Genomic DNA, 13722 nt, shown 5'->3' on the forward strand with positions numbered 1-13722 from the left:
GCCGCCTGTTCCTTTGCTCATCGCCGCCTCCTTTGACCATGTGGGGTGCTACAAGTCACTTCCGATTTGCAGTCGCATCAGAGCCGCGGCCGCGAGATTGTCAAACGCAATCTCAAGTTGATACAGCTTCGGACGCAAACGCAATTTGAATTTGATACACCTGCGCATACGGTTATTAGCTGAGTGCTGCCTCCTTCGAGTTGCGTTTGCGTTTGACATCGTCCGCGTCGTTCAGGTGCGGTGGTGGGATGCGGTTGATCATGCCGGCCTGACGTTTTTCCTTCAGCCTGTACGAGTCGCCGGAGATCGGCACGACGTGTGCGTGATGAAGCAGCCGGTCGAGGAGCGCCGCCGTGAGCGTTGCATCGTCAGCGAAGGTCTGGTCCCACTGGCCGAACGGAAGATTGCTGGTCAGGATGAGACTTCCGGTTTCGTACCGTTTGGCGACCACCTGGAAGAGCAGGTTCGCCTGCTCCCGGTCCATGGGCAGATACCCCATCTCGTCAATGATCAGAAGCCTGTATGGCTTCGTGATCCGCTTGATAGTTTCCTCCAGCTGGTTACGCCGCAACGCTGTCGTCAATTGCATCAGCAGATCGGCGGCAGTAATGAAGCGGGTGCGAAATCCGGCCTGCGTTGCACGATATCCAAGCGCGACGGCAAGATGGGTTTTGCCAACGCCACTGGGTCCGAGCAGCACGACATTCTCGGCACGCTCCACAAAGGCAAGACTGCCGAGTTCGAGAACCAATGCTTTCGGTACGCCGAGCACGAATTCGAAGTCGAATTCATCAAGCGTCTTGATTGCCGGGAATCCAGCCAGACGCGTCAGCATCCGGCGCATTCGCTCCGCGCGTGCCATCGCTTCATCCTTCAAGGCCTGTTCGAGGAAGTCGAGATAGCCGAGCTCGCGTTTGGCGGCCATCTGGCCGAGGTGCGCAATCTGTGTCGGCAAGTGCAGCAGGTTGAGCTGCTTGCACAACACAGTCAGTCGTTCGAGCTGCGGCGTCATGCGCTTACCTCCTGTGCGCGGCTGAACGCGTCGTAGACCGACAACGGGTGCTGCAACGGTTTGTTCCACTCCGAGGTCGCGTACCGTGATGCTGGTTTCGGCTGCTGATGTGGCGTCGCTCCCGTTCGAACCGATCGTCCCACGTATGGTGCCGGCAGTGGCAGAAGATGCGGCCGCTCCTCGAGCAACACCTCGGCCGGAACCCGTTTGGTAGTGCCATGCACCCGGACGTTGGCGACGTCGCGCAACCACAGCCTGACGCGCTCATTGCACAGGCCGCAGTCGGCTGTGAGCCCTGCCTGTTTGAGCATTGAAACCAACGGGACCCAGAAGCTATAGCGCAGATATCCGTTCATACGCTCGACCTTGCCCTTCGTCTTCGCGCGGTATGGCTTGCACACGCGCGGCACGAACCCATGGTGTTTGGCGAAGTCAGCGAACCCCGGATGATATCGGTGCTGCTTCTTGCCATAGGCATCGCGTTTCAGAATCACCGTCTTCATGTTGTCGTACACGATCTCTCTGGTGACGCCGCCAAATGCCTCGAATGCCCGCACATGGCAAGCCAGCAGCGTTTCGATACGCATGTCGGTGACAAACTCCGCGTAGCTGACACGGCTGTCACGGATCGGCGTATTGACGCCGGGGATGATCGCCGTAATGGCGCCAGTTTGAAGTGAAGTAAAACGCGGATTCGAACGGACTCAAGGATGCGTTTTTTTGGTTGATTTCGCAAGTCGTGTCTGGTCGGGTTCAGGCAATGGCCTGGGCGTGCGGAAGCTGTCACCATCGAGCACGATACGATAGGCGCCGTGTCGCAGGCGATCGAGTGTGGCGGCGCCGAGGATGCGGTTGCCGGCAAACGCATCGCCCCATTCGCTGAAGTCGAGGTTACTGGTCAGGATCGTCGCAGCGGTCTCGTACCTTTCCGCGATCAGGTCGTGGAAGTCTTCATCCTGCGGCGAGCGCAGCGGCTTGAGCGCGAAGTCGTCGACGATGAGAACCGGTACGCTGGCAAGCTGTTTCAGTTTGCGCTCATAGGTACCGGTCGCGCGCGCTGCCTGCAGACTGTTCAACAGCCGGGTCTGCGTGGCGAACACGACATCACGTCCTTGCCGGGCGGCGCAATTGCCGAGTGCCTGGGCCAGGTGCGACTTGCCGGTACCGGTTGGTCCGGCAATCAGAATCGCGACCTTCTCATCGATATAGCGACCGGTAGCGAGGTCGTGGATATGGGTTCGATTCAGGTTCGGCAGCCGGTCGAAGTCGAACGTTTCGAGGGTCTTGCCCATTGCGAAGCCAGCGCGGGCCAGGCGGGTGCGCAGCTTCTTCTGATCACGTCGGGCGACTTCGTCGTGCAGCAGCATGGCGAGGAACTCCGTGTACGCGAGCTGGCCGTCGATGGCCTGCCGGTTGCGCTGCTCAAGGGAATCGAGCACGCCGGACAGGCGCAACTGCTTGAGGGTTGTGTTCAGTTCAGGACTGGGGTTCATGGGCGTTTAGTGGATCAGCAGGGATTGGAGATTGCGACCGAAGCGGCCGCCGTTGACGTAGGTATCGGTGAGCGTTTGCGGGGACTCTGCGATGGGCTCGCTCTCCAGACCTTTGTCCAGAATCGTCTTGACCGTTCGCCACCTGGGACTGGCATGGGCCAGCGCCCGTTCGCATGCGGCATCCAGCCGCGCGTCACCCACCTTGCCGCGAAGCCGGACGATGCCCTGCGCACCGCGCAGGTTGACGAGTACCTCATCGTTGAAGAGCGCCAGAATCAGCGCGTGGCAGGCAGGACCGATTTCTTTGGCCTGCGCCAGACACCATTGCGGATCGTGTTCGAGCCACGCCTGCGCTGCCGGCGGCTGATGATCGCGGACGGTTGAGCGTGCGCCTGGCTTGCGCAGCCGGGGATGGGTGGCAACGAGTTCGTGCTGATGGAACAGCTGCACGACCGTGTCTGTCGACTTCACCCACAGCGTCTTGCCGACCAGGGCGAACGGCACCGAGTAGAGCGCCTTGTGATGCTGGATGTGAGCGTCACGATGAACGGTGACCGTGGACCATGCGGCGAGCACGGGCGGTACATCGGGCAGCGCCGTCAATAGCGGCTTCTCGATGGCGAAGCGCGCCAGCGGCTGTTCGCGTGTCGTGCCGTGTTCACGAACGCTGGCTTCCCGCATGATCCATTCGCGCAGTTGCCGATTGGCATCCGGCAGATCACGAAACGCGCGCAGCGGCATGAAGGACTTCTTGACGTATTTGACGCCCGATTCAACGACGCCCTTCTTCTGCGGGTCGTGCGGAGGACAGGCATCGATCCTGAAGCCATATCCTTCAGCGAGGCCCGCGTAGGAGCGCTGGACCTCGGGGTCGTACGTGCATGCCCTGATGATCGCGCACTTCGCGTTGTCGATGATGATTCGCCCGGGGCAGCCGCCGAACCACTCGAAGGCGCGCCGGTGGCAGGCCAGCCACGTCTCGATGGTCTGATCGAACACGAGTTCGACATACTGATGACGCGACCAGCATAGCGTCATGACGAAGAACCACGTCTTGAGCGTGTGACCTGATTCGTGGATGAGCGCTGGACCGGCGCCGAAGTCGACCTGCGCGGCATCGGCCGGCGGGAAGTCCAGAATCGTTGTCGCCGTGACATTACGTTCGGCGCCCAGATGCTTCAGGAAGCGGCGCACCGCCGAATAGCTGCCGGTGTAGCCATGGTTGCGCTTGAGCGCGCTGTGAATCGTTGTGCCCTGTACGTCAGCGTCAAACCAGCTACTGATCTGCTCGCGAAAGGGTTCGAGTGTCGACACGCAGGTACTGGGCAGGTGCGGCGTGCGGCCGAACTGACCTGCGATCACGGTGTCTTGCGGCAGCGGCCGCGCCGGATCGAGCCAGCCGAGCTCTTGCGCGGTGCGCCTTACCGCGGTGAGCTTCTTGCGGCCCATGAGCCCGGCGCGCGCTATGTCGCGGTCGGAATCGCCTTGCCGCATACGGACAAGGACTTGGCGGTACTCAAACAATTCGAACCTCCGGTTGGCCATGGGCGCTCCGCTCAGAAAAGAGCGAAGCGTACCCAGTTGGGAAAGTTCGAACCGCGTTCTGCTACACGGCGCAGGTGGCGCCTATACGCCGATCATCGGATGGCGCCATTACGGCGATCATGGACTGGCTCCATTGCGCCGATCCTGCGCTGGCGCCTATGCGCCGATCATCAATTGGCTCCTATACGGCGATCCGTGACACACGGCTGTAGCCCAACGTCGCAACGAACGCCGCGAGCATGCCGAGTTTGTGCCCCGGCTTACGAAACTCAATCCAGTCCATCTGCATCTGATGTCCCGGCTCTGTCTCGAATCTGACCACCGGGTCGGGGCGTGCAGCGGGGCGAAGCTTCTGCAGATACTCCTGCACCCGACGCAAACCGCCCGTGTAGCCGCGCTCCTCAATCTCCCGCTTGAGCACCGTCGCCGGAATCCAGTCCGGCTTCGCTGCTTCGACACGGCCCTGCAAATAGGCCTTGAAGGGCGCAAGCTTGCCGACGACTGGCTGACGGGCCTTACGCTGCGGCGGACCCGATTCCAGATACTTCCTGACTGTGTTGACTGCCATGCCGGTCTCGACCGCGATGTCCCGAAGGCTGTTTCCCTGGCGACGCAGAATCTCGATTTCCATGTACTCCTCGTAGCTGATCACGGGCCGCCCAAAAGGAGCAACCCTACAACGAGGTGTATCAATTCCTAACTGCGTTGCTGTATCAATTTACAACTGCGCGCGACAAGATAACGATACGCCTATTTTAAGCGGGCTTCTTCCGGCGAAGGAGACTATCCACGCGGAGTTGGTAATATCAAAGAACATCGACAAACAACCAAACAATCAAGCGCAGTTGCATGGACATCTTTTACTACTGGCAGAAGCTGGAATCGAACCTGAAGAACCGTGAGGTCGGATACTTCGGCTCCAACAACTCAAAGCTCACAGACCTCGCTGGACGCTTGCCCAAGCGAATCTGGGTGTTCAAGACGCCGAAGGGCATGAAAGGCTCAATTCAGCTCGTGGGCTCGCTTTTGGTCTCCGATGAGCCACGCGTTGCCGTCAATACCGACTATCCGAACGTGATTTACTACGACCCGTTCTCGCCCGAATCGGTCATCTACACGGAGTCAGGTACGGCTGAGCGAATCACGGAAATTTCGGGTCATTTCCAGTACCGATTCCATGCAGCGTTCAGCGCTAATTTTCAAGGTGACTCGGGAATCCAGGCGTTGGAAACCAACGTCGTGCGTGGCTTGGAGTCGATGGTCGCAGCGTGGCCCAAGGTCCAGCTGCTCGAGCGGGTCAAGGAACCGGAGAAGGTGTACCCCATCAATCCATTTGCCAACAAGCCCATTAAGGCGCCGAAAGGACAATGAAGCGACGAGCAACAGTAATTTGTGAGCGCAACGGCAACGTTCTACTGGTCGCCCGGGAGCGTGGTCGCTGGGCTTTCCCAGGTGGCCGGCAGAAAGCCGGTGAAGACATCGCGTCCACGGCAATCCGGGAACTCGACGAAGAGACTGGGCTGCAAGTTTCAAATAACCACTACCTCTTCCGTTTCGGGGTCTGCGAACCCGGCACTTCGTCTTCATTGTTAGGCTGACGGACGGCTCGGAACCAATACCGTCGAACGAAATAGCGCGCTGCCAGTGGGTCAAACTGAAAGACCTTGCGAAGTTGGACACGAGCATTCCGACTAAGGGGATTGCGGAAATCTTCCTTCGTCAATCGCGCGGCAGCAAAAAGTCGCTGAGCAAGGCAATACAGACATTGATGACATAATCAGCACGAGCTCAGCAGAAGTTGCGACTGACTGCCGTTAGCCCGCCGAGCAGGTGAGACAAATCGACGAGCCTCTGCGCAACCAGGTGGCGAACCTCGCCTTCGCATTGCCACGTTCCGTACACGGCGAGGAGCGACGCGCCCAACACCTCCTGCCGGAACTTCTCCTGAACCGATGTCCAGATGATGATGTTCACGTTGCCGGTCTCATCCTCAATGGTGAGAAACATCACGCCTTTCGCCGTTCCCGGCCGTTGCCGCACTGTGACCAACCCGCAGCCACGAGCGAGTCTGCCATTACGATAGGTCATGAGTGTTGCCGCTGGCATCAGGCGCTGTTCTAGCAGGGCTGGCCGCAGAAGGGAAAGTGGATGCCGGCCGAGCGTGAGGCTCATCGAGTTGTAGTCTGCGACGATGTCTTCGCCTTCCGACGGCGCCCCGAACGCAGGCGTTTCGTCATCGACGCAAGCATCGGCAAGGATGTCGCTGTCGGGCACAGCGGCGACGGACGCCCAGAGCGCTTCGCGTCGATTGCCAGCGAGCAGTGACAGCGAGTTTGCTGCTGCCAGAACCTTGAGGTCATTTCGGTCGAGTTGCGCGCGGCGCGCAAGGTCGCTGACGCTGGAGAACTGCCTCACGGCTCTCGCGGCTTCGATTCGCTCCGCTGCACCGTCCTTCATGCCCTTCAACAGCGACAGGCCAAGGCGTACTGATGGCCTGGATGCCGATGTTTCACGCTCGAGCACCGAATCCCAGTTGCTGATGGTGACGTCGGCTGGGAGCACCTTCACGCCATGTCGCTGCGCATCCTGAATCAACTGCGACGCGGAGTAGAAGCCGAGTGGCATGCTGTTCAGCATCGCCGCGAGGAACGCCTCCGGCTCATGACACTTCAGCCAGCTGCTCGCGTACACAAGCAGCGCGAAGCTCGCCGCGTGGCTTTCCGGGAAGCCGTATTCGCCAAAACCGTGAATTTGCTGGAAGATGGATTCGGCGAAGTCCTTCGTGTAACCGCGCTCGGTCATACCGTTGACGATGCGGTCGTAGTATTTGTCGAGACCACCCTTACGTTTCCAGGCGGCCATCGCGCGGCGCAACTGGTCCGCTTCGCCCGGCGTAAAACCGGCAGCCAGGATGGCCACCTGCATCACCTGCTCCTGGAAGATGGGCACGCCAAGCGTTCGCCCGAGAGCGACCTCCAATGCGTCGCTCGGATACGTCACCGGCTCCAGTCCTTGGCGCCGGCGCAGGTAAGGATGCACTGCGCCGCCCTGAATCGGGCCCGGCCTCACGATGGCCACCTCGATAACGAGGTCGTAGAACTCTCGGGGCTTCATCCGCGGCAGCATGCTCATCTGCGCACGCGACTCAATCTGGAACACGCCCACGGTGTCCGCCCGCGAAATCATCTCGTAGGTCGCCGCGTCCTCGGGAGGTATGTCCTGCATCTCGAAACGCTCACCGCACTGCTCTGACACGATGTCGAGCGTGCGACGGATGGCCGACAGCATGCCAAGTGCGAGCACATCGATTTTCAACAGGCCGAGCGCTTCCAGGTCGTCCTTGTCCCACTGAATGGCGGAGCGGTCTGCCATCGTCGCGTTCTCGACGGGGACCAGCCGCGTGAGCTTGCCGCGGCTGATGACGAAGCCACCGGAGTGCTGCGACAGGTGGCGTGGAAAGTTGAGAATCTGAGCAGCAAGCTTCGCCCAGAGACCGATGAGCGGATTCTCCGGGTCCAGTCCGGATTCAGCGAAGCGTTGAAGCAGGTCGGCCGAATGGTCGAACCACTGATGCGATTTCGCCACCTTGTCCACAATTTGCGGGTCGACGCCGAGCGCCTTGCCGCTTTCGCGCAGCGCGCCGCGTGGCCGGTATGTGGATACCGCTGCAGCAATCGCCGCACGGTCGCGCCCGTACTTCCGGTAGATGTATTGGATGACCTCTTCGCGACGTTGATGCTCGAAGTCCACGTCGATGTCGGGTGGCTCGCCACGTTCCTTGCTGATAAAGCGCTCGAACAGCATGTTCCCGCGTGATGGGTCGACCTCCGTCACGCCGAGGCAGTAACAGACCGCACTATTCGCCGCCGACCCGCGCCCCTGACACAGGATGTGCTGACTGCGGGCAAAGCGCACGATGTCGTAGACCGTGAGGAAATAGGCCTCATATTCCAGTTCGCGGATGAGCTGTAGCTCGTGCTCAATCTGCTCCTGGACGTTGTGCGGAATGCCGTTGGGATAGCGCCGGTGCGCACCGATGTATGTCTCCTGCCGTAAATACGCTTCGTGCGTAAAACCCTCTGGCACGAGCTCGTCGGGATATTCGTAGCGAAGCTCGTCGAGTGAGAAGTTACACCGTTCAAGAATGTTGAGCGTCTCGTACAGTGCACGCGTCGGATACAGGTTCCCCAGCCGAAACCGAGAACGCAGATGGCCCTCGGCGTTTGGCGCGAGGTCGTATCCGCATTCGGCGACGGTCTTACGCAACCGGATTGCCGTCATCGTGTCCTGCAGCGGCTTACGCGAGCGGACATGCATGACGACGTTGCCCGTCGCCACGACCGGTACGCGATACTGGTCCGCCACATGCTCGACGATGCCCCGATGGATGTCGTCCATCGCGTGCTGGTGCAGCGTCAGTCCGACCCATGCACGTCCCGCGAACACGTCGTTCATCCATTCGAGCTGGACGGCCAGCGCATCTTCGGTCGCCGGGAAATCGGGCACCAGAATGGCGAGGCAGTCCGGCATTCCCCGCAGATGCGTGTAGCCTTTCTCTGGCTTCGAGATGTCGTGCGGCGTGAGCAGGTATTCGCCTTTCGCTGCACGCATGCGTCCGAGCGTGATGAATTCGGAAAGGTTGCCGTAGCCCTCGCGATTTTGCGCCAGCAAGATGAGACCGAAGGCCGGCGACCGGTCTGCATTCACGAGCTGAAAGTACGAGCCGATGACCAGGGGGAGCTTTTCTTTCTTCGCTTCGACATGGGCGCGTACGACGCCGGCGAGCGAACACTCGTCGGTTATTGCGAGGCCTGAATAACCGAGCTGGGATGCACGCAGCACCAGCTCTTCTCCGTGCGAGGCGCCGCGGAGGAACGAGAAGTTGGTGAAGGCGAAAAGCTCCGCGTACTCTGGAAGCATCGACGATGGGAAGTCCACGATTGCACCGTCTTATCCGAAGAGGCCGTGCAGATACCAGCGCACTTCTTCCGTCTTCACGACGGGCCGTTCGCGATAAATCCAGTAGCAGCTTTTATCGGCGGCCTCTGCAACGTAGTAGTCGCGCGTCACCGCTTCGCTGTCGTGCCATCCTGCCTCGATGCGCTCCCCAGTCGACACGAGCCTGAGCGGCGAGCCGTAGAACGGTCGATGGTTCTTCATCATGAGCTTGATGGGTTTCTCGAGCAGCCAGGTCGGTCGTGGCAGACCTGGAGGCGGTGCCTGCACCTTCGCATCGTTCTGGATGGGCACCCAGCGGTTCGCCATCTCCGGCCTGTGGTCGGATGTCGGCGCCGCGCGCTCGACGTTCTCCGTGCCAAGCCGCGCAACCAGCAGCTCGATAAGGCGATTGTGGTCTTCAGCTGAACCGCCCGGGTCGAGAAAGAGCGAATCGCTCGGTGGCTCGGCGGGCTGCACGCTGGACGCGGTCAGCCGGACCGCCAGGACGGCGGCTGGCAGTTCGGTGCGACCGAGGCGTTCCTTCAGCAAACGAACGAGGTGCTCCTCGTGCCATGTCGGTTCCGCAAGCGCTATCTCGAGAGTGGTTGGCTCGATGGCTTCGCGGCCGCGCTCATGCTCGAGCGACACCGTGGCATGGGTCAGCGCGAACTGCTGCGCGCTCAACCAGCCGCACAACTGGACTATGAGGCGTTTCGCCGAAAACAGGATGGCGTCGGCATGCTCGACCCGGTCAGGAAGCTCGGTGCGCGCGCTGAAAGTCGGCGGCATCTCGAGCCATTGGTACAGTTCGGGCGAGAGGCCGTAGGCGCGGTCGAGCGCATCGAGCAGCCCGACGCCACAGCGTTTCTTCAGGCCGGCCCGCGGCAGGCGACGGATGTCGGCCAGCACCCGGCAGCCTAGGCCTTGAAACCAGTCGGCAAACCCGCGCAGCTCCTGCACGACCGTGAACGGCAGTGCGTTGAGGTTCCGCTCGAGCGATGGCATCTTGAGCACGCGGCACCAGCCGCGTTTTGCAAGCAGCCATGCTCCCTGGCCAGTCGGCGCCACGCTCATGCGAATCGTCACGCCGATAGACATCACGACCTCGCGCATCAACGCGCAGACTTGGCGGATACCACCGAAGAGACGCAGGCTGGCCGTCACGTCCATCACGATGGTTTCCTCATCGCAGAGCGCGACTTGCGGCGAGAAGCGCAGCAGACCGAAGGCGACCTCGCGCTGCATATCTCGCTCGCGCTCGATGCTCCGGTCGTACATCAGCGCGTCCGGCGATAGCGTAGTCACGCCGCCGCGTTTCATCCCCGGAAGCACACCAGCCTCGCGCGCCATCGAATCTGCCACCACCACCTTGTCGCGCTCGAGCACGACGCACCCGTGCTCAGTGCGAGGTGACCACCTCGGACGGAACACCTCCAGCGAAAGCCGGGGCAGGAAGATGGCGACGAACACGGCCATAGGGGCTGAGAAGAATCGGAGACGGTTGCAGAGTGATGGACAGCGTTTCGCTTCGTATTGGGCCCCGTCGCTTGACGACATCGACGACGAGGCCACCGTCAGCGGGTCGCACTCCCAGCCGCAACGTGGCTGGCGAAGAATCCTGCGCGCTGGCGAGCGGCCGAATGAGCACAAGCAGCGTTTCCGACGTTTGCGCTGCCAGGTGTAATCGCCGCAGCGCCTCGGTTCGGATGTGCTGTTGCCACAAAATGAGCGCGCCGCAGCTCCCCGCCTGAAGCACGCGTTCTGCACACCAGAGCGCATCCGCCGTTTTTGGTGCTCGCAGCCTCATCAGTCGTTCGACCGGCACCCCGAGATACGCGAACGCCAGCGAATTAGGGACATGCGGCGGCTGCAAGAGCGCAATTGGACGTGCGCTGAGTTCGGCGAGCGCCGGCTTCAGGAGTCGCATCTCGCCAATCCCTGGTTGCTGGACCAGCAGCTCCACCAATGCACCCAGTGGCCAGCCGCCGCCGGGTAGCTCGGCCGACAAGGCCGCGTAGCCGGTGTCGACCGTCCTGCCGTGAACGCGCGCGAGCTGAGCCCCGCGCCAAAGCGTTATTCCCCCCGACTCCGAATACATATTTCTGTCGAGCGCAGCATCGAGGGAGCGCGCCCGTTCCTCGGGCGTGCGTAACTGCTGTGCGGCTAAGACAGGCCGACCCACGATCTGGCTCCAGGAGTACTGTATAAATATACAGGTATTCTAGCCCAAGATTTCGAGTTTGAGGGTTGGAGGGCGGGTTCAACTTTCTTCCCTCCACTCGCTATCTACCGTCCCTAATTGACCATCAAACACCGTGGCCGCATCGTTTCAAGATTACTTGAATCTTTGAATCGACAGGTCTATGATGCCGCCATGGACTCGAACCTCGTTGTACGCGCGCTCGGCGCGCTCGCTCATGAATCGCGCCTGGCGATCTTCCGCGCACTGGTTGTCGCGGGCCCCGAAGGCATGCCGGCTGGTGAGATTGCTCAGCAGCTTGGCCTCTCGCCGTCTGGCTTGTCGTTCCACCTTAAAGACCTGTCGCATGCGGGCCTCGTCAACAGCGAGCAGAAGGGACGGTTCATCTTCTATTCAGCCAACTTCGATGCGATGAACGCACTGCTCGGGTTTCTGACCGAGAACTGCTGTGCGGGCGCTGACTGTTCCGTTCAAGCTGTGTCGCAGTGCCAAGGAGCTAAATCATGAAACGCATGCACATCCACGTTGCTGTCGAAGATATTGATGCGAGCACCCGGTTCTACGTTGCCATGTTTGGAGGCGCGAAACCGACGGTATCGAAGTCGCACTACCGCAAATGGGAGTTGAGCGATCCGAAGGTCAACTTCGCTATTTCGCAGCGTGGCGTAAAGCCCGGCATTGATCACCTTGCATTCAGGTCGAATCGGACGAGGAACTTGCCGAGATGCGAGCGCGTTTCGCGAGCGCTGAATTGCCTGTCACGAATCAGACGGCGACGACCTGCTGTTATGCAAAGTCGGATAAGACCTGGACCGTGGACCCACAGGGCGTCGCATGGGAGACGTTTCAAACGCTTGAGCACGCCCCTGTTTATGGAGAGTCGCGCGATCGTTCGCGCGAAGCCCGCGTTTCTTCAAATGCCTGCTGCGCCGGCGCAGATCTCAATCGGAGCAAGACGTGAACGACAAGACCTACAACATTCTGGTCCTTTGCACGGGCAACAGTGCCCGAAGCATCATGGCCGAGGCGCTTTTTAACACGCTAGGCAAGGGTCGATTCCACGCGTTCAGCGCAGGCAGTCACCCGTCAGGCGCGGTCAATCCGTTTGCGATCGAGCGCTGCGAGTCGCTGGACTACGACACGGCCGGGCTGCGCAGTAAGAGCTGGGATGAGTTCGGTGCACCCGACGCGCCGCAAATGGACTTCGTGATCACCGTGTGCGACCAGGCGGCTGGCGAGGTGTGCCCGATATGGCCCGGTAAGCCGATCACCGCGCACTGGGGTTTTGAAGACCCTGCCGCATTCGTGGGCAGCGACGAAGAGAAGCGCGCGGTCTTCACCAAGGTCTATCGGCAGATTCTGACGCGGGTGAGCCAGTTTGTGAACCTGCCGTTGCACGTACTCGATCGCAATGCCGCCCAGAATGAAGTGCGCGCGATTGGCGAACGTCCCGCCGAGGAATCCAATGGGCAGCACTGATTCGGTCGCTCGCGCGAGCCGTCCGGTCATTGGCTTCTTCGAGCGATACCTGACGGTGTGGGTTGCGCTGTGCATCGTCGCGGGCATCGCGCTGGGCCAGTGGTTGCCGTCCCTTTTTCAGGCGATCGGTCGCATGGAATTGGCGCAGGTCAATCTGCCGGTGGGCGTGCTGATCTGGGTGATGATCATTCCGATGCTCATCAAGATCGACTTCGGCGCGATGGCGCAGGTCAAGGGCCACTGGCGCGGGATCGGCGTTACGCTGTTCGTGAACTGGCTCGTCAAACCTTTCTCCATGGCGCTACTGGGCTGGATATTCGTGCGCCACGTCTTCGCCGCCTGGTTGCCCGCAGCGCAACTCGACAGCTACATTGCCGGCCTCATTCTGCTGGCTGCCGCCCCCTGCACGGCGATGGTGTTCGTCTGGTCGCAGCTTTGCAAGGGCGATCCCTATTTCACCTTGTCGCAGGTGGCGCTGAACGACGCGATCATGATTGTCGCATTCGCGCCGATCGTGGCACTGTTGCTTGGCCTGTCCGCCATCACCGTTCCCTGGAATACGCTGATCGCGTCGGTGGGTCTCTACATCATCATTCCAGTCGTCATCGCGCAGTTATTGCGTCGCGTGCTGCTCGCGAAGGGTGAGACCCACTTCAATCGCACGGTGTCCCGCCTCGGGCCTTATTCGATTTGCGCGCTGCTCGCCACGCTGTTGCTGCTGTTCGCGTTTCAGGGGCAAGCAATCGTCCGGGAGCCGCTGGTCATTGCGATGCTCGCAGTCCCTATTCTCATTCAGGTGTTTCTGAACTCCGGGTTGGCCTATCTGCTGAACCGCAAGCTCGGGGTCGCGCACTGCGTGGCGGGTCCGTCCAGTCTGATCGGCGCGAGCAACTTCTTCGAACTGGCCGTTGCTACCGCCATCAGCTTTTTCGGGTTCCAGTCTGGCGCGGCGCTGGCGACAGTCGTTGGCGTACTGATCGAAGTGCCAGTCATGCTGCTGGTGGTTGGCGTCGTGAATCGCTCGCAGCGCTGGTACGAGACGGCCTGAGGAGCGA

General features: G+C 60.8%; 11 protein-coding genes and 3 pseudogenes. 6 read left to right on the forward strand and 8 right to left on the reverse strand.

What is annotated here, in order from left to right:
• Positions 1–175: 175 nt before the first annotated feature.
• The 5 genes and pseudogenes from istB (BPHYT_RS00920) to BPHYT_RS00940 all read right to left on the reverse strand — a co-directional run.
• Positions 176–1012: an IS21-like element helper ATPase IstB gene (istB, locus tag BPHYT_RS00920; RefSeq protein WP_012431280.1), complete on the reverse strand. Its 837-nt coding sequence runs from the start codon at positions 1010–1012 to the stop codon at positions 176–178.
• Positions 1009–1632 (reverse strand): annotated as a pseudogene (gene istA / locus BPHYT_RS00925) (IS21 family transposase); the annotation flags it as partial. The gene istB (BPHYT_RS00920) and the pseudogene istA (BPHYT_RS00925), both read right to left, overlap by 4 nt.
• An 84-nt stretch (positions 1633–1716) precedes the next feature.
• Positions 1717–2505 carry an IS21-like element helper ATPase IstB gene (istB, locus tag BPHYT_RS00930; RefSeq protein WP_012428335.1) on the reverse strand — a complete coding sequence of 263 codons (789 nt, stop codon included), beginning with the start codon at positions 2503–2505 and terminating at the stop codon, positions 1717–1719.
• 6 nt (positions 2506–2511) lie between these two features.
• Positions 2512–4029 carry an IS21 family transposase gene (istA, locus tag BPHYT_RS00935; RefSeq protein WP_041758672.1) on the reverse strand — a complete coding sequence of 506 codons (1518 nt, stop codon included), beginning with the start codon at positions 4027–4029 and terminating at the stop codon, positions 2512–2514.
• 211 nt (positions 4030–4240) lie between these two features.
• A pseudogene (locus BPHYT_RS00940) lies at positions 4241–4702 on the reverse strand (IS21 family transposase); the annotation flags it as partial.
• 197 nt (positions 4703–4899) lie between these two features.
• Between BPHYT_RS00940 and BPHYT_RS00945 the strand changes: the two are divergent.
• Both BPHYT_RS00945 and BPHYT_RS38985 read left to right on the forward strand, forming a co-directional pair.
• Positions 4900–5421 carry a hypothetical protein gene (locus BPHYT_RS00945; protein WP_012431281.1) on the forward strand — a complete coding sequence of 174 codons (522 nt, stop codon included), beginning with the start codon at positions 4900–4902 and terminating at the stop codon, positions 5419–5421.
• Complete coding sequence (locus BPHYT_RS38985) at positions 5418–5648, forward strand: NUDIX domain-containing protein (RefSeq protein WP_223274461.1); 231 nt, start codon at positions 5418–5420, stop codon at positions 5646–5648. The genes BPHYT_RS00945 and BPHYT_RS38985 overlap by 4 nt, the downstream gene beginning before the upstream one ends.
• A 190-nt stretch (positions 5649–5838) precedes the next feature.
• Here BPHYT_RS38985 and BPHYT_RS00950 read toward each other — a convergent pair whose 3' ends face one another.
• The 3 genes from BPHYT_RS00950 to imuA are packed head-to-tail and all read right to left on the reverse strand — an operon-like array spanning position 5839 to position 11170.
• On the reverse strand, positions 5839–8970 hold the full coding sequence (locus BPHYT_RS00950) for an error-prone DNA polymerase (protein ID WP_012431282.1): 3132 nt from the start codon (positions 8968–8970) through the stop codon (positions 5839–5841).
• 30 nt (positions 8971–9000) lie between these two features.
• A complete protein-coding gene (locus tag BPHYT_RS00955; RefSeq protein WP_012431283.1) occupies positions 9001–10464 on the reverse strand; it encodes a Y-family DNA polymerase in 1464 nt (487 codons plus the stop codon).
• On the reverse strand, positions 10388–11170 hold the full coding sequence (gene imuA / locus BPHYT_RS00960; protein WP_012431284.1) for a translesion DNA synthesis-associated protein ImuA: 783 nt from the start codon (positions 11168–11170) through the stop codon (positions 10388–10390). Before imuA ends, BPHYT_RS00955 begins: the two co-directional genes overlap by 77 nt.
• A 192-nt stretch (positions 11171–11362) precedes the next feature.
• Here imuA and BPHYT_RS00965 point away from each other — a divergent pair, with 192 nt between their 5' ends.
• From BPHYT_RS00965 to arsB, 4 genes and pseudogenes are all read left to right on the forward strand, one after another.
• On the forward strand, positions 11363–11695 hold the full coding sequence (locus tag BPHYT_RS00965; protein WP_012431285.1) for an ArsR/SmtB family transcription factor: 333 nt from the start codon (positions 11363–11365) through the stop codon (positions 11693–11695).
• Positions 11692–12149, forward strand: a pseudogene (locus BPHYT_RS38990) (ArsI/CadI family heavy metal resistance metalloenzyme). The gene BPHYT_RS00965 and the pseudogene BPHYT_RS38990 overlap by 4 nt, the downstream one beginning before the upstream one ends.
• Positions 12146–12667, forward strand: coding sequence for an arsenate reductase ArsC (locus tag BPHYT_RS00970; RefSeq protein WP_012431286.1), 522 nt, complete (start codon positions 12146–12148; stop codon positions 12665–12667). Before BPHYT_RS38990 ends, BPHYT_RS00970 begins: the two are co-directional and overlap by 4 nt.
• Positions 12654–13715: an ACR3 family arsenite efflux transporter gene (gene arsB, locus BPHYT_RS00975; RefSeq protein WP_012431287.1), complete on the forward strand. Its 1062-nt coding sequence runs from the start codon at positions 12654–12656 to the stop codon at positions 13713–13715. Before BPHYT_RS00970 ends, arsB begins: the two co-directional genes overlap by 14 nt.
• Positions 13716–13722 lie beyond the last annotated feature (7 nt).

This window comes from Paraburkholderia phytofirmans PsJN (genome assembly GCF_000020125.1).
GTDB classification, from domain to species: Bacteria; Pseudomonadota; Gammaproteobacteria; order Burkholderiales; family Burkholderiaceae; genus Paraburkholderia; species Paraburkholderia phytofirmans.